This is a genomic window from Vibrio sp. YT-19(2023), from assembly GCF_033337395.1.
Map to the genome: position 1 here is coordinate 31,434 of NZ_JAWOQN010000015.1, position 15,363 is coordinate 46,796.

Here is a 15,363-nt window from a genome sequence, read left to right on the forward strand (position 1 = left end):
TTTCCTGTACAAAAACACAGCTCCATGGTTAACATACTGCTATGTTAACCATTTTCTTGAGCCCTCTATGTCCGCCCAAATGTTATCTGGCGTCCCATTAACCTCCCTTTCTGGAGTTGGCGCGAAAGTCGCAGAAAAACTCGCCAAAGTTGGCTTACATAGCGTTCAAGATTTGCTGTTTCACCTTCCATTACGCTACGAAGATCGTACTCGTATTTACCCTATTGCCAAACTGCATGCTGGCCTTTGGGCGGCCGTGCAAGGTAAGGTCATGGCAGTCGACACCATCTTCGGTAAGCGCAAAATGCTAACGGTAAAAATCAGCGACGGTAATGGCACTATCACGCTGCGCTTTTTCAACTTTACCGCAGCCATGAAGAACAATTTCACGCAAGGTAAGTTAGTACATGCTTACGGTGAAATTAAGCGCGGTGGCATGGGTTTGGAAATTGTTCATCCTGACTACAAGTTTTACGTCAGCGAGCAAAAGCCCGATGTAGAACAGAGCTTAACCCCTGTTTATCCCACCACCGATGGATTGCGTCAAATCACATTGCGCAACCTTACCGAACAAGCTTTAGCCCTGCTTGATAAAACCGCAGTGCAGGAATTACTTCCAGCGGGGTTGTATGACCATCAAATCACGATGTCGCAAGCACTGCACACCATTCATCGCCCACCACCAACCATTAATTTAGATGAGTTTGACGAAGGCAAACATCCTGCCCAAATCCGCTTGATCATGGAAGAATTGCTCGCACAAAACTTATCGATGCTGGCGGTGCGTAGCAAAGGTCAGAAGGATTCAGCGCTACCTCTCGGTCCTTGTAATAAACTAAAAACGCAGCTTTTAGCCCAACTGCCTTTCTCTCCTACAAACGCTCAAACCCGAGTCGTACAAGAGATTGAAGCCGATCTAGAAAAACCGCACCCAATGATGCGATTAGTGCAAGGCGATGTTGGTTCGGGGAAAACATTGGTTGCCGCCTTGGCCGCTGTTAGAGCCATTGAGCATGGCCATCAGGTGGCACTCATGGCGCCAACCGAACTATTGGCCGAGCAACACGCTATCAACTTCGCAAACTGGTTTGAGAGAATGGGCATTCAAGTCGGTTGGTTAGCGGGCAAACTCAAAGGTAAGGCAAAGGAAGCCGAGCTGGCTCGTATTGCCAGTGGTGAAGCGCAAATGGTAGTGGGTACTCACGCGCTATTCCAAGAGCACGTTGAATTTCATCACCTTGCTTTGGTCATCATTGATGAACAGCACCGCTTCGGTGTCCATCAGCGATTAGAATTGCGTGAAAAAGGTGCAAAACAAGGCGCTTATCCACATCAGCTCATCATGACAGCAACGCCGATTCCGCGAACGTTAGCCATGACTGCTTATGCTGACTTAGAAACGTCGGTGATTGACGAGTTACCGCCAGGTCGAACACCAATCCAGACTGTCGCGATTCCAGACACCAAACGCAATGATATCGTCGAACGTGTCCGAAATGCCTGCTTAAACGAAGGCAAGCAGGCATATTGGGTGTGTACCCTGATTGATGAGTCGGAAGTATTAGAAGCGCAAGCCGCGGCAGATACCGCAGAAGAGCTTCAACGTAAGCTACCGGACGTAAAAATTGGTCTAGTACACGGACGAATGAAGCCGGCAGAGAAACAAGCGGTGATGCAAGATTTCAAAGACAATAAACTGCATTTGCTGGTCGCAACGACAGTGATTGAAGTTGGTGTGGATGTGCCAAACTCTAGCTTGATGATCATAGAAAACCCTGAACGTCTTGGTTTGGCACAATTACACCAGTTAAGAGGTCGCGTGGGCCGAGGTTCCGTTGCTAGCCATTGTGTGCTGCTGTACCACTCTCCGCTGTCAAAAACCGCGCAAAAACGTCTCGGAGTACTACGTGAAAGTAACGATGGCTTCGTCATTGCGCAGAAAGACCTAGAAATTCGTGGCCCTGGAGAACTATTGGGTACAAAGCAGACAGGTCTTGCTGATTTCAAAATCGCAGACTTAGTTCGAGATCAACGCCTGATTCCCGAAGTTCAGCGTATTGCGCGTCATATTCATGACAATTACCCGACTAACGCAACAGCAATTATCGATCGCTGGTTGGGTGAGCGGGATATTTACTCCAAAGCGTAATGATTGAAAGCGAGCCAAATGGCTCGTTTTTTAATACGCCAAAAACAAAGCAAACGTTTGCTTTTTGAGTAAATCTCTCTATAATCGCGCACAAATTTTTAAGTGTGTTAGATCACACTCCACCAACCTGAGTTGACTCTGATTAACAGCAATCACAGGTAACGACGTCAACTCCACCCTGCTCTCCCATTCAGCGAGAACTAGGGAAATATTGCGACTAGCGAGACAAACAATGACAACTTCAAACCGATCTTCGGAACTGGTCTATCAACTCAACGATCGACCACCTTTGCCTCAAACCATTTTTGCCGCACTTCAGCACTTATTGGCGATGTTCGTCGCGGTTATCACTCCGTCACTGATCATCTGTCAGTCTTTGGGTGTACCTGCAGACCAAACGAACACCATCATCAGCATGTCTTTATTTGCGTCAGGCGTGTCTTCGTTTTTTCAAATTCGCACCGTTGGCCCAATTGGCTCTGGTTTGCTCTCTGTTCAAGGCACCAGCTTTAACTTTTTAGGTCCTATTATTGGAGCAGGCCTATCGCTGAAAGCCGGTGGAGCAGACATCAGCACCATGATGGCTGCCATTTTTGGTACGATTTTAGTCGCATCATTTGCAGAAATTTTCCTATCTCGCGTATTGGAGCATGCCCGCCGAATCATCACTCCGCTCGTTTCAGGCATCGTCGTCACTCTTATCGGTCTCACACTGATTCAAGTCGGCTTAGTATCAATGGGCGGTGGCTACGCAGCATTAAATGAAGGAACCTTCGGCAGCTTAGACAAACTTGCTCTGGCTGGGACGGTACTTGGATTAATTGTGATTTTAAACCGCTCGAAAAACCCATACATCCGTGTGGCTTCAATCGTGATTGCGATGCTAGTGGGTTACATCATGGCGTATTTTATGGGGATGGTAGATACTTCTCAGCTAGGCGCAACCGAGATCGTAGCACTGCCCGTACCAATGCAATATGGCTTATCGTTTGACTGGTCTCTGTTCATTCCGCTGGTACTGATTTTCTTTATTACCGCACTAGAGGCCATCGGTGATATTACCGCAACATCTGAAGTGTCTGGTGAGCCAGTAAAAGGCCCAGTGTACATGAAACGCATTAAGGGCGGTGTGTTAGCAGACGGCTTAAACTCTGCAATCGCAGCCGTTTTCAACAGCTTCCCGAACTCAACGTTTAGCCAGAATAACGGCATCATCATGCTAACAGGAGTCGCGAGCCGCTACGTGGGTTACTTTATTTCAGGCATGTTAGTGATTCTTGGCTTGTTTCCTGGCGTCGCTAGCTTTGTTCAGCTGATTCCTGAGCCAGTACTTGGCGGCGCAACGATTGTCATGTTTGGTACGATTGCTGCCGCTGGTGTGCGTATTATCTCTCGTGTTGAGCTCGATCGCCGCGCAATTCTGATCATGGCCTTATCCTTCTCAATGGGACTTGGTATCGCACAAAAACCAGAGATCCTGCAATTTATGCCAGAATTTATTAAGAGTATTTTCTCAACTGGTGTTGCAGCAGGTGGCATCACTGCGATCATTTTAAATTTACTTCTGCCAGAGAAACTGGAAGACGAAGATGAACTTCCTCAGGAAGTGAAAGAGTCTTAAGATTATTGAGAATAAGAAAAGCCCAACCTATTTAGGTTGGGCTTTTTGTTTAAAGGGTGCAGGCCATCGACTTACTTGGTAGGAAAGCTGATTTGAGCGATTAAACCGCCTTCACTGCGATTACGCATCACCACAGAGCCTGAATGTTGGCTGATTATACGCTTCACAATCGCCAACCCTAGCCCAGTGCCTTCACTACCGCGAGCGGTGTCACCACGCGTAAAGGGTTCAAATAACCTCGCGATTTGGGAATGCTCGATACCCGGTCCGTTGTCCTCTACTGAAATCCACACTAGCTGCTTATCTGCTGTCACACCAGTGCTGATTTTGACCCAGCCATTGCCATAACGTAGCGCATTCACAACTAAGTTACTGATCGCCCGCTTAATCGCAATCGCGCTTCCTTTGGCTGGCGGCAAGTTAAGATTAAGATCTGTTTCAATTTCAACCTCATAACCACCTTCAGAACTGGCGACGTCACTGGCAATCGTACTGATATCAACCGCTTCAAACGATTCTTGGTTCACCGGTTTGAGGTAATCCATAAACTGACTGATGATCTCATTACATTCTTCCGTATCGCTAATGATCCCCTCCGCAAGATAGCTGTCCTCAGGAGACATCATTTCTGTCGCTAGGCGAATACGCGTCAGAGGCGTTCGTAAGTCATGGCTAATCCCCGCCATTAATAAGGCTCGGTCTTCTTCTAGCTCTTGAATACCTTTCGACATTTGATTAAAGGCTCGAGTTACAGAGCGAATCTCCGATGCGCCTTTCTCTGCTAAGGGGGGCGGGATCTCACCTCGACCGACGTCTTTCGCGGCTCTCTCTAAAGCCAAAAGTGGACGGTTTTGCAAACGAATAAACAACCAACCACCAGCAATGATCAGCAGCGCCATAATCAAACTGTTACGAAACAGCGGTGCAAAATCTTCTTCTTGCAGCTCAGATAACGGAATACGAATGATGGAGTTCGGCAACTTTTCGATGTGCATCCACAAAATGTAACTTTCATCGCCAAGCAATAAGCGTACTTCTGTAGGCGAACCCAGCTCTTGGCTCATTTCTTCAGACATCAAATCAATCGACATTGCGTGATGAAATTCAATCGCCTTATCGCTGTCAAGGCTGTGAACCGTCACCCCTAATCTTTCTAATAATTGACGCCTTAACGGTGCATCAGACTTTAAAGGTCCTTCATCATCAAGCACCAAATTGAGCTCATGCGCGAGAATTTTATTGAACTGCTGCAAACTCGGCATCAACGCGTAGTTAAAAACGGCGTAGTAAGAGAAAACTTGGCTCGCGAGAAGCAAAGAGATGAACAGCAGAATAGATTGTGTCAGTGAACTTCGGATGCGCATGGAACGTTCCTAGTGGTCCTAATCGCGAAATTTCAGCCTTCAAAGGGAAGGTAATGAAGGCTGAAGTTGCTATAGCCAAGTGCTGGCTATGGAGTGAAGAGGTTACACCTCTTTGCCGTCTGGGACGAAAACATAACCTAGGCCCCATACGGTTTGAATGTAGCGCGGCTTGCTCGGATCGTCTTCTAACATGCGACGTAAACGTGAGATTTGTACGTCAATAGAACGTTCCATTGCAGAATATTCACGGCCACGCGCCATGTTCATCAATTTGTCTCGTGACATTGGCTCACGTGCATTCATCACGAGCGCCTTTAGAACAGCAAACTCTCCAGAGGTGAGTGGCATTGCCTCATCACCGCGGAACATCTCGCGAGTGCCTAGATTGAGTCGGAATTCCCCGAACTCCACCACTTTTTCTTCCGTGCTTGGTGCACCCGGCAACTCTACGGTTTGGCGTCGTAATACGGCCTTGATGCGAGCCAATAATTCGCGTGGGTTAAACGGTTTTGGCAAATAATCATCCGCCCCTACCTCAAGACCTACGATGCGGTCCACTTCATCACCTTTCGCGGTGAGCATTAAGATTGGCAACATATTGTTCGCGTGGCGTAGACGACGACAAATTGACAAACCGTCTTCACCTGGCAACATTAGGTCCAGCACCATTAAGTGAAAGTTTTCGCGCGTTAGTAGGCGATCCATCTGTTCGCCATTGGCGACACTTCGTACCTGAAAACCTTGCTCAGAAAGGTAACGCTCCAATAGAGCACGTAAACGAGCATCGTCATCAACCACTAAAATTTTATGATTTTCTTGCATTGAAACATCCTTTCAGAAGCGTCTATTGTCGAAAATGTATCACTGTTTTTCCTAACGTGCTCAAGCAAATTGTTACTCTTTTTATCTTAAGCGCTTTATTCTCTCTCTAGCAGGTATTTTCAGCACCTACTATTGACCATAATTCCATTCCAGTTCACGTTTGGCCTCAAGCAGCTCTTGCTGTGCCTCAGCCAGCTTGTGACGTTTTTTCTCAATTTTGTCTGCTTTCCCTGAATGCTGAGCTTCAACTAATTCTTCCTCTCGCTCATCAACTTCTTTAGTCTTTTCTTCCACTTCTGCTTGCAGCTCTTGCCGCAGCTCACCTTCCGAGCATTCATTCTGGATAGCGGAAAGTGCTTGCTCCAAGCCTTTAATGCGATGCTCATTACCTTGCGCTTTTGCATACTCAAGCTGCTGCTCTACCGCTAACTCTTTAGCGTCACAGCCTTTCACTTCATCTTGAGCAAAAACTGAAAGTGAGAAACCTATTGTTAGTGCAGCACTACACATGACTGCTTTGTTCATTTTACTTCTCCGAGAAAGGCACCATGCCTTTATACCAAATATTCTGACATTGAGACCCAAGTCACTCCTAGTGAACTTCATGAGACTTGAATCGGTGATAAAGCCTCAGTCTTCCGAGGCCGGTTGAGTATATTCAATTGAGTTGATGAACCACTCTTTTTCACCTTCTGGGGTGCGTACCGTGAACTCTTCATCCACTTGTTTTTTCAACATCGCTCGCGCCATAGGTGAATCGATAGAGATGTAGTCTTTCGCATCGCCATAAATCTCTTCAGGCCCGACAATACGAAACTTTTTCACTTCTCCTGCCTCATTTTCTATTTCCACCCATGCACCAAAAAAGACTTTGCCTTCTTGTTGCGGAGAATAGTCAACGATCGTGACTTCTGGCAGGAATTTACGAAGGAAGCGGACACGACGGTCGATCTGACGGAGTAAACGTTTATTGAAGGTGTAATCCGCATTTTCTGAGCGATCGCCCAGGCTCGCCGCCCAAGTGACGATCTTGGTGATTTCCGGGCGCTTTTCATTCCAAAGGTAATCATGCTCTTGTTTGAGTTTGTTGTAACCTTCTCGTGTAATCAGCTTAGTTTTCAAATTAACTCCTATCTCAACTAAAAAATGCTGCTCTTTGGCAGCATTAAGGAGATGATATACCCAAAGATCCAATGTTTTTCAGGCTTTGGGTATCAAGGTGATAAGGCGGCCAGAGTGTTACTTTTCGTAATCCGGTTTTTGCGTCACGATGTAATTCGTATCACTCGAAACAACCGCGCCATGTTTTAGGAAGTTTTTACCTAAAATCATGCTGTAATGGAAGCGACCTCGGTCCTGTAAGTTGACTCGGATCTTCTTCTCTAATTCGCCAAGCTTAACATGCATTTCAACCACAGGGCGTACGTTCGCTTTCTCGCCTTTCTTAGCTTTAATACGCATGACATCAACAACAGGCTTGGTAAACGCCTGTTTCATGCCAAGATCGTTCTCATAGGTAAAGCTCACCATGTCTTTGCCGTCTTTCTTAAACTGCTTGATGTTCTTAGCATTGATTGAGCTTACATCTGCACCCGTGTCTAACTTCACAGGGAAAGACATCCCCTCAACTTCAGCCACTTCGATATGGCCAGCTTTGAAAAGTGGCCTTGCATCTAGTAGATGGTCTGCGCGAGTGTTCAGCAACACACCACCCTTGGCTATGTCATGACCAAAGACGAAAAAGGGTTGAGTGTCACCCTCATCAAGCACATCGAGCGCAAACTTCATTGATGTGTCTTTTCTACCGAGAAGAAAGTCTCCTTCGACAACAGGGCGAACCGCGCTGCCAACCTTGAGCTTTTTCAACACTGGTTTGGTGATTTTTTCTTCTTTCCCCTCATCGTTCATTAAATAAAACGTGACGGATTCATCCTTACCTTTTTCTGTTACTTCAAACCCATTTACACGCAGTAATGGCGTTTTCACAGTAAAAGTGGGGTAAGCAGGGACGGTATAACCATCAATGGTGACCTGTTCTTCTGGTGAAACGACAAGAGGTTTTGATTTGAGTGCGCTTTTGAACGTTTTTTCTACGCCACCCAGTAGATTTTCTCTGTCCGTATCAATAACAAAGTGCTGACTCGCGACGTCCCGACCTAAGCGAATTTGCGAACTGAACTTACTGCGATCACGCAGATACACCAACCAACGTTGAGTTTCATTTTCGCCGACTTTGACGGGTAAATAGACTAAAGGGCGCTCGCTTTTGGTCGTTTTCAGCATTCGTACCAAGGGTAATGTCATTGGATGACGCTTGCCATTCTCGCCCTCTAACATAAAAGAGACTTCGTTATGCTTTTTGTCTACCTTGATGTCCAGTGCATGGACGTTGGTATAACGGCTAGAAGTTGAGATGCTGATCTTATATGGCACACCTTCGACTTCAACCGTCTCTTTTTTGCCAATCATTTTTGCGCGTGGCTGTTCTTGAAGGTAATCGTAACCAGCGAAGACCCATGCGTTATCATCGAGATAGGTTTTACCAATCAAGATAGGAGAAGAGAATTGCGTACGCTTGGTCAGGTTCACTTCCGTATCAACGGTGTGACCAGCGATTGTCATCGGCATTTTTATTGTCGGGCGTAGGATGGGCTTTTTGCTTGTTCGACTGCGAATCGCGCTCACTCTTTCCAGATCATCGGTAATCTGTATTTCCTTCCCTGTATAAGGGTGAGGAACCGTAAAGCTAACCTTTACTTGATATGGCTTAAAGCTGTCGGCGTCCCACTTTGCCTTCGTACCACCTAAGTCATCGACAATCGCCCAAAGTAACTCGTTATCTTTCAAATCTTGGTAATCTGGGTGTGAGCTACTGACATGGATATTCTCCGCATGCATCGATGTCGTATCTGCACCAGTATCAATCTTGCCAATAAATGGCACCGCTTTTAGTTCCGGAATGTCACTGTAGTAGACGCTCTCCACACGCCCTAGTACCAATTTGTTATCGAGCTGATAAACGGGAGCTTGTGTGGTTCCTGAGATAGACTGCGCCCAACTAAGCGGGGCGGCAAGTAAGGCACTCGTAAGCACTAACGCCAAAGACATTTTTTTCATCATGATTATCCGTATAAGCCGAGGTACATTTAGTGATATCAACAACCGTGGAATTAGGTTAGTCGATAACTGCGGATATAAGTTCTCAATTTAATTACAGTTTTGACATAAATCTGACTGATGTCCACCAGCGCCCGGTAAATTTTTGCCTCGTTAATTTAAAACATTGCAAATTCTTCGAATGACCCCAATGTTCTATACAACCAAAACCGAATTAAAAGAGAAAACACGGATGAGCCAAGCTATCTGTCGCATGATTGCTCAAGAACTGAATGTTCGCCCAGAGCAAGTCAACGCCGCTGTCACCCTAATTGATGATGGCAACACTGTCCCTTTTATTGCACGTTACCGCAAAGAGGTGACGGGGGGCCTTGATGATACCCAGCTGCGTACTTTGGACAGCCGTCTGTCTTACCTTCGTGAAATGGATGATCGCCGTCAAACCATCCTCAAATCAATCCAAGAGCAAGGCAAACTGACGCCAGAGCTAGAACAAGAGATCGCGCAGGCAGACAGCAAAACTCGTCTTGAAGACTTATACCTACCTTACAAACCAAAGCGTCGTACGAAAGGTCAGATCGCGATTGAAGCTGGTCTTGAACCACTCGCAGATCAGCTTTGGAATCATCCACAAACCGAGCCAGAAAGCGAAGCAAGCAAATACCTTGATGCAGACAAAGGCATCGCAGACACCAAAGCTGCATTGGATGGCGCTCGCGCGATCATCATGGAGCGCATCGCAGAAGACGCAAACTTACTGGAAAAAATTCGCAACCACTTAAATCGCAATGCGGAACTGGTCTCACGAGTCGTTGAAGGCAAAGAGCAAGAAGGCGAGAAGTTTAAAGATTACTTCAACCACAACGAGCCCCTAAGCAAAGTGCCATCGCACCGCGCACTGGCGATGTTGCGTGGCCGTAACGAAGGCTTCCTGACATTGGCAATGAATGCCGATCCAGAACAGGAAGAAGGCGCTCGTCAGTCTTACTGCGAAACGATTATCGCCGACCATTATGGCGTGACGCTAAGCAGCGCACCGGCGGATACCTGGCGTAAGCAAGTGATCAGCTGGGCATGGCGCATCAAAGTATCGATGCACATGGAAACCGAGCTAATGGGCGCAATGAAAGAGCGCGCTGAAATCGAAGCGATTGAAGTATTCGCCACTAACCTAAAAGACTTGTTGATGGCAGCACCGGCTGGCCCTCGTGCAACACTTGGCCTCGATCCGGGTCTGCGTACAGGTTCAAAAATCGCGGTTGTCGACTCAACAGGTAAAGTGCTTGCAACCGAAACCATCTACCCTCACCCACCACAAAAACAATACGACAAGTCAGCACAAATCGTTGATCAGTTGGTGCGTAAGTACAATGTGGATTTGATTGCGATTGGTAACGGTACGGCTTCACGTGAAACCGACAGCTTTGTCGCAGACGTCATCAAACGTGGCAACCTGAAAGTTCAGAAGATCATCGTAAGTGAAGCGGGGGCTTCGGTTTACTCAGCGTCTGAGCTTGCAGCAAAAGAGTTCCCGAATATGGACGTATCACTGCGTGGTGCAGTGTCGATTGCACGTCGTTTGCAAGATCCATTGGCTGAACTCGTGAAAATTGATCCGAAATCTATTGGTGTGGGTCAATACCAGCACGATGTAAGCCAATCTATGTTGGCAAAACGCCTAGATGCGATTGTGGAAGACTGTGTAAACGCGGTTGGTGTTGATGTGAACACTGCTTCTGCGGCGCTACTGACGCGCGTAGCAGGCTTATCAAGCACCATCGCGCAGAACATTGTCGACTTCCGTGATGAAAACGGTCGTTTCGAAGCACGTACAACCTTGAAGAAAGTGCCTCGTTTAGGTCCTAAGGCGTTTGAACAGTGTGCGGGCTTCCTACGTATTATGGATGGTAAGAACCCTCTTGATGCATCTGCCGTTCACCCAGAAGCCTACCCAGTGGTAAAAGCGATTTCTGAAAAGAACAACAAAGACATCAAAGCACTGATTGGTGATTCAAGCTTCCTAAAAGGTCTGCATGCAGTCGACTACACCGACGATAACTTCGGTGTCCCAACCATTACAGACATCATCAAAGAGCTAGATAAGCCAGGTCGTGACCCACGTCCAGAATTCAAAACGGCGACGTTTGCAGAAGGTGTAAACTCGGTATCTGACTTGGAACCGGGCATGATTCTAGAAGGTGTGGTATCGAACGTAGCCAACTTCGGTGCCTTCGTTGATATCGGCGTTCACCAAGATGGTCTCGTACACATCTCTGCACTGACAGATCGTTATGTGTCTGACCCACGTGAAGTGGTGAAAGCGGGCGACATCGTCAAAGTGAAAGTGATGGAAGTTGACGTGCAGCGTAAACGTATTGGTCTATCGATGCGTATGAACGACGAGCCGGGTCAAGACAACCGTAGCCAACGCTCATCAGCAGCGCCGCGTCGTAATGACCAACCGCAGCGTCGTCAGCCTCGCCGTGATGATTCGTCATCGAACAGCGCGATGGGCGGTGCATTTGCTGCAGCGTTTGCTAAAGCGAAAAAGTAATCTTACCTAGGCTTCACCGCTAACGAGCTTTCATAACTAAAAAGAAAACGCTCCAATCAGTCAACCTGCTTGGAGCGTTTTTGTTTGAGTAGGATATTGAGTCGTCATAATACTGCTATCACTTCTGACGGGGTATGGGGAGCGACTGCATGACCATAATGAAACTTGATCACCTTCCTGCGCTTTTCCATTAATCCTTCATTGATCGCAGCATCCAAAATGCGCTTTGGTAAGCGAAAGCGGATCGCGTAGCCTTTCCCCTGGTCTTCACTATACGATTTGAGTGCAAGCAAACTAAAAAGCCGTTCTAGTGTATCTTCCGGCTCTTCTTGATAACGCGTGTCGACTTCCGTTTCCATATCATAATCAGGATGCTCTGAAGGATCCCAAGAAGACTGACGTCGGCGCTTGTCGTCACCTTTTACTTTTCGCTCTGCATTGGTTTTGGCCAATGCGACCGTTGGCGTTACAGGCTCTCGGACTTTATTGTCGCGAGCTGCTTGTTCCGTCTGCACATTCACGGATGGGGCGATCAGTGGCACACTTACGTTGGTCGGTGACACAATCATTGCGAACCCTCCTCAGAGTCGCCCAACTCGTCAATATGGCTTAGCTTTATTGGCTAATAAAACCTCACCACCCTTTATATCGACCACTTTTTAAACAACTTGAGGTATTTCCGCTCGTACTTGCTCAATCGTGAGCAAACTCTCGGATTTGAACACAAAATTCGTCATGTTCGGTGATAAAAGGCGCATGAGAGGACTGATTAAAAACAAACTGCTGGGTATGAGGCAACTGTTCACTTAAATCGTTAGCTACTTTAATTGGCACCAACCCATCTAAACGGCCATAAAGACGCAACATTGGAACAGAAAGAGACGTCAACGCATCGCGCAGATCCACATCAGCAAGGATGTTTAGCCCAACCAACAGCGATTCAGGGTTTGGCTGAGGGCGCGATAGTACCGCTTGCTTGAGCTGTTTAACGTCTTTACGCGCTGATGGGCTGCCCATCGCTTGCAACGCCATAAAGCGCTCAATGGTCAGTGAGAAATCTTCTAGCAACTGAGAGGTGAACGCACTCAGTACATTCGGTTGAATGCCACGCCACGGTTTTTCTGCGGCAAATTTAGGTGAGCTGGCAACCGTAATCAACTTAGCCACGCGCTCGGGCATATTTAATGCCACATGCGTCGCCACTAAACCTCCGAGGGACCAACCAAGCCAAATCGCGTTCTTTGGCGCACCTTGCACCACCAAGTTAGCAATATGGTCTAAATCTTCAGCATGAGATTCGGCGCTATGTCCGTACCCCGGAAGGTCAACCACATGAACTCGGAAATAAGGTTGAAGAGACTCGACTGTCTGCTGCCATACCGCACCATTCATGCCCCAACCATGAAGTAACACCAAATCTGGTCCCTGACCAAATGACTGCCAGTGTAATTTCGTGCTCATGCTCTCAATCTCTCCCACTTATTTTATTCCCTACGGCTTCAGCCAAACGTTAGGCTGAGTAAAATATCACCATGAATAAACGCTATGTTATCTCATCACTGGCAAAACATCATGCATCGTGTATTGAGCAGTCAATGCGGCCTGTGTCGGTTCCCTATTCAAACACCAAGCCACACAAATACTCTGCGCTGGTGCGAGCACTGTTTAAAATACCTAACTCCGGTAAAACGATGTCAACGCTGCGGTTTATCATTACAGAAAGAAGAAATGAGTACGGATAGTATTTGTGGTGAATGTCTTTCAGAGCCACCGCCATGGCAAAGGCTATACACGTTAGGCGATTACGACTTTCCCCTTTCACGGGAAGTACAACGCTTTAAAGATCACGGAGAGTCTTGGCATGTAAAAGCATTAACCGAGCAACTGGCACAGCGCATCACCACGCCAGCTCCAATCATTACCAGTGTGCCATTGCACTGGCAGCGTTACCTGCGCCGGGGTTTTAATCAAAGTGATGTTTTAGCCCGACACCTCGCCAAGCAATTGCAGACTAATTTTGATGCGAAGGTCTTTCGTCGAGTAAAGCTCGCCCAATCACAGCGTGGTAATACCAAAACAAGCCGTGAACAAAACTTAAAAGGCGCGTTTATTCTCAATAAGCAACCTCACTCTTCCCATGTTGCCATCGTCGATGATGTAGTCACCACAGGCAGTACCGTCCGACAATTATGTCATTTACTACTTGAAGTTGGCGTAGAAAGCATCGATATTTACTGCATCTGCAGAACACCTGCTCCTCGTTCTCTCTAGATCGCTTCGCCATGCCTTAGCATCAAAAAGACTAGACCCATACGTCAACAAGAGTAGAATAGCAGCAGTAACCTACAAATTTACTCGGGTATTCGTCGTGTCAAATATTACTATTACAGAAACTGCGCAAACGCATTTCGCTAACCTTTTAGGTCAACAACCTGAAGGCACTAACATTCGTATTTTCGTTGTGAACCCAGGTACACAAAACGCTGAGTGTGGCGTGTCTTACTGCCCACCAGAAGCAGTAGAATCGACCGACACTGAACTCTCTTACAGCGGTTTTTCAGCTTACGTGGATGAGCTAAGCCTGCCATTCCTTGAAGACGCTGAAATCGATTTTGTTACCGATAAAATGGGCTCTCAGCTAACGCTAAAAGCACCTAACGCTAAAATGCGTAAAGTTGCGGACGACGCACCACTGGTTGAGCGCGTTGAGTACGTTATCCAAACTCAAGTGAACCCACAACTTGCTGGCCACGGTGGTCACGTAAACTTGGTTGAGATCACTGAAGACGGTGTTGCGATTGTTGCATTTGGTGGCGGTTGTAATGGCTGTTCTATGGTTGACGTAACACTTAAAGAAGGCATCGAGAAAGAACTGCTAAACCAGTTCATTGGTGAACTAACCGCAGTTCGTGATGCAACAGAACATGACCGTGGTGATCACTCTTACTACTAAGAGTAAACACTGTCAGAAAATGGGAGGCTTCGGTCTCCCATTTTTGTATCGATGCTGAGGTGATGCTGAGATGCTTAGCTCGACTCGTAAAATCCGCTAGAAACTCAGGCGGAGTTCTCATATATTAAGAATCTTACGCATCTCGTAAACGCCAACGACACCAAGGAGCCAGCGTCATGCCGAAACGAACCCCACCAGAGATACTCTCATGCCAGACGGTTGCAAAATCCAAACTGTTTGCTGTGGAAGCGCTCGACCTTCGTTTTTCCAATGGTGAGCATCGTACTTATGAGCGTATGAAGCCAAGTGGACGAGATGCTGTAATGGTGGTTCCTGTAACAGAACAAGGCGATTTATTACTGGTGCGTGAATACGCCGCTGGAACTGAACGTTACGAGCTAGGTTTCCCAAAAGGGCTGATTGACCCAGGAGAAACACCACACCAAGCTGCGGATCGTGAGTTAAAAGAAGAAATCGGCTTTGGCTGTAATCAGTTAACCCCGTTGAAACAAGTTATCCTCGCGCCATCTTACTTTTCGAGCAAAATGACTCTATTTTTAGGACAGGCGCTTTATCCAGAGAAGCAAGAAGGCGATGAGCCTGAACCACTGGAAATTGTGCGTTGGCCACTTGCGCAAGCCGAAGAGTTATTAACTCACATGGATTTCTGTGAAGCACGAAGCATCACAGCGCTAATGTTGGCACTGAAACACTTACCAAACACCACTCACAAGCATAACCAATAACGGTCATTAGAACCGAATAACACTGTGAGTAAGGACT

At 47.0% G+C, this 15,363-nt stretch carries 13 protein-coding genes; 6 read left to right on the forward strand and 7 right to left on the reverse strand.

The genetic code is table 11. The features are described from left to right. The first annotated feature begins 67 nt into the window (after nucleotides 1-67). Nucleotides 68-2,149, forward strand: a complete 2,082-nt coding sequence (gene recG / locus R7E78_RS12825) for an ATP-dependent DNA helicase RecG (RefSeq protein WP_033905919.1) — start codon at nucleotides 68-70, stop codon at nucleotides 2,147-2,149. A 232-nt stretch (nucleotides 2,150-2,381) separates the two neighbouring features. After that, a complete protein-coding gene (locus R7E78_RS12830; protein WP_318057936.1) occupies nucleotides 2,382-3,770 on the forward strand; it encodes a uracil-xanthine permease family protein in 1,389 nt (462 codons plus the stop codon). Nucleotides 3,771-3,841: 71 nt separating this feature from the next. On the opposite strand, the gene envZ is transcribed toward R7E78_RS12830, so the two are convergent. From envZ to R7E78_RS12855, 5 genes are all read right to left on the reverse strand, one after another. Beyond that, on the reverse strand, nucleotides 3,842-5,134 hold the full coding sequence (gene envZ, locus R7E78_RS12835) for a two-component system sensor histidine kinase EnvZ (protein WP_017820700.1): 1,293 nt from the start codon (nucleotides 5,132-5,134) through the stop codon (nucleotides 3,842-3,844). Between the two features lie 102 nt (nucleotides 5,135-5,236). Further along, the gene (ompR, locus tag R7E78_RS12840; RefSeq protein ID WP_005379333.1) at nucleotides 5,237-5,956 is read right to left on the reverse strand and encodes a two-component system response regulator OmpR; all 720 of its coding nucleotides are present in this window, start codon (nucleotides 5,954-5,956) and stop codon (nucleotides 5,237-5,239) included. A 129-nt stretch (nucleotides 5,957-6,085) separates the two neighbouring features. Continuing rightward, nucleotides 6,086-6,481 (reverse strand): DUF1090 domain-containing protein, encoded by a 396-nt coding sequence (locus R7E78_RS12845; RefSeq protein WP_151514502.1) that lies wholly within the window; start codon nucleotides 6,479-6,481, stop codon nucleotides 6,086-6,088. A 105-nt stretch (nucleotides 6,482-6,586) separates the two neighbouring features. Next, on the reverse strand, nucleotides 6,587-7,078 hold the full coding sequence (greB, locus tag R7E78_RS12850) for a transcription elongation factor GreB (protein WP_005379321.1): 492 nt from the start codon (nucleotides 7,076-7,078) through the stop codon (nucleotides 6,587-6,589). Nucleotides 7,079-7,195: 117 nt separating this feature from the next. After that, nucleotides 7,196-9,076 (reverse strand): ATP-dependent zinc protease, encoded by a 1,881-nt coding sequence (locus R7E78_RS12855; RefSeq protein WP_222712368.1) that lies wholly within the window; start codon nucleotides 9,074-9,076, stop codon nucleotides 7,196-7,198. A gap of 229 nt (nucleotides 9,077-9,305) precedes the next feature. Here R7E78_RS12855 and R7E78_RS12860 point away from each other — a divergent pair, with 229 nt between their 5' ends. Further along, nucleotides 9,306-11,627, forward strand: coding sequence for a Tex family protein (locus R7E78_RS12860; RefSeq protein ID WP_017820698.1), 2,322 nt, complete (start codon nucleotides 9,306-9,308; stop codon nucleotides 11,625-11,627). 104 nt (nucleotides 11,628-11,731) lie between these two features. Here the strand turns inward: R7E78_RS12860 and R7E78_RS12865 are convergent, their stop codons facing one another. Both R7E78_RS12865 and bioH read right to left on the reverse strand, forming a co-directional pair. Further along, nucleotides 11,732-12,196, reverse strand: coding sequence for a hypothetical protein (locus R7E78_RS12865; RefSeq protein WP_005379316.1), 465 nt, complete (start codon nucleotides 12,194-12,196; stop codon nucleotides 11,732-11,734). Nucleotides 12,197-12,320: 124 nt separating this feature from the next. Continuing rightward, nucleotides 12,321-13,088 (reverse strand): pimeloyl-ACP methyl ester esterase BioH, encoded by a 768-nt coding sequence (bioH, locus tag R7E78_RS12870; RefSeq protein ID WP_213886567.1) that lies wholly within the window; start codon nucleotides 13,086-13,088, stop codon nucleotides 12,321-12,323. A gap of 84 nt (nucleotides 13,089-13,172) precedes the next feature. On the opposite strand from bioH, the gene R7E78_RS12875 reads away from it, so the two are divergent. From R7E78_RS12875 to nudE, 3 genes are all read left to right on the forward strand, one after another. After that, nucleotides 13,173-13,898, forward strand: coding sequence for an amidophosphoribosyltransferase (locus tag R7E78_RS12875; protein ID WP_025998648.1), 726 nt, complete (start codon nucleotides 13,173-13,175; stop codon nucleotides 13,896-13,898). Between the two features lie 97 nt (nucleotides 13,899-13,995). Then, nucleotides 13,996-14,580, forward strand: coding sequence for a Fe-S biogenesis protein NfuA (gene nfuA, locus R7E78_RS12880; protein ID WP_005379313.1), 585 nt, complete (start codon nucleotides 13,996-13,998; stop codon nucleotides 14,578-14,580). A gap of 176 nt (nucleotides 14,581-14,756) precedes the next feature. Then, nucleotides 14,757-15,326 (forward strand): ADP compounds hydrolase NudE, encoded by a 570-nt coding sequence (gene nudE / locus R7E78_RS12885; RefSeq protein ID WP_005379309.1) that lies wholly within the window; start codon nucleotides 14,757-14,759, stop codon nucleotides 15,324-15,326. Nucleotides 15,327-15,363: the final 37 nt, after the last annotated feature.

Excerpts from the sequence above, each read along its gene's own strand:
- recG (WP_033905919.1), top strand. The coding sequence starts at position 68 with ATGTCCGCCCAAATGTTATCTGGCGTCCCATTAACCTCCCTTTCTGGA.
- R7E78_RS12830 (WP_318057936.1), top strand. The coding sequence starts at position 2,382 with ATGACAACTTCAAACCGATCTTCGGAACTGGTCTATCAACTCAACGAT.
- envZ (WP_017820700.1), bottom strand. The coding sequence starts at position 5,134 with ATGCGCATCCGAAGTTCACTGACACAATCTATTCTGCTGTTCATCTCT.
- ompR (WP_005379333.1), bottom strand. The coding sequence starts at position 5,956 with ATGCAAGAAAATCATAAAATTTTAGTGGTTGATGACGATGCTCGTTTA.
- R7E78_RS12845 (WP_151514502.1), bottom strand. The coding sequence starts at position 6,481 with ATGAACAAAGCAGTCATGTGTAGTGCTGCACTAACAATAGGTTTCTCA.
- R7E78_RS12855 (WP_222712368.1), bottom strand. The coding sequence starts at position 9,076 with ATGATGAAAAAAATGTCTTTGGCGTTAGTGCTTACGAGTGCCTTACTT.
- R7E78_RS12860 (WP_017820698.1), top strand. The coding sequence starts at position 9,306 with ATGAGCCAAGCTATCTGTCGCATGATTGCTCAAGAACTGAATGTTCGC.
- R7E78_RS12865 (WP_005379316.1), bottom strand. The coding sequence starts at position 12,196 with ATGATTGTGTCACCGACCAACGTAAGTGTGCCACTGATCGCCCCATCC.
- bioH (WP_213886567.1), bottom strand. The coding sequence starts at position 13,088 with ATGAGCACGAAATTACACTGGCAGTCATTTGGTCAGGGACCAGATTTG.
- R7E78_RS12875 (WP_025998648.1), top strand. The coding sequence starts at position 13,173 with ATGTTATCTCATCACTGGCAAAACATCATGCATCGTGTATTGAGCAGT.
- nudE (WP_005379309.1), top strand. The coding sequence starts at position 14,757 with ATGCCGAAACGAACCCCACCAGAGATACTCTCATGCCAGACGGTTGCA.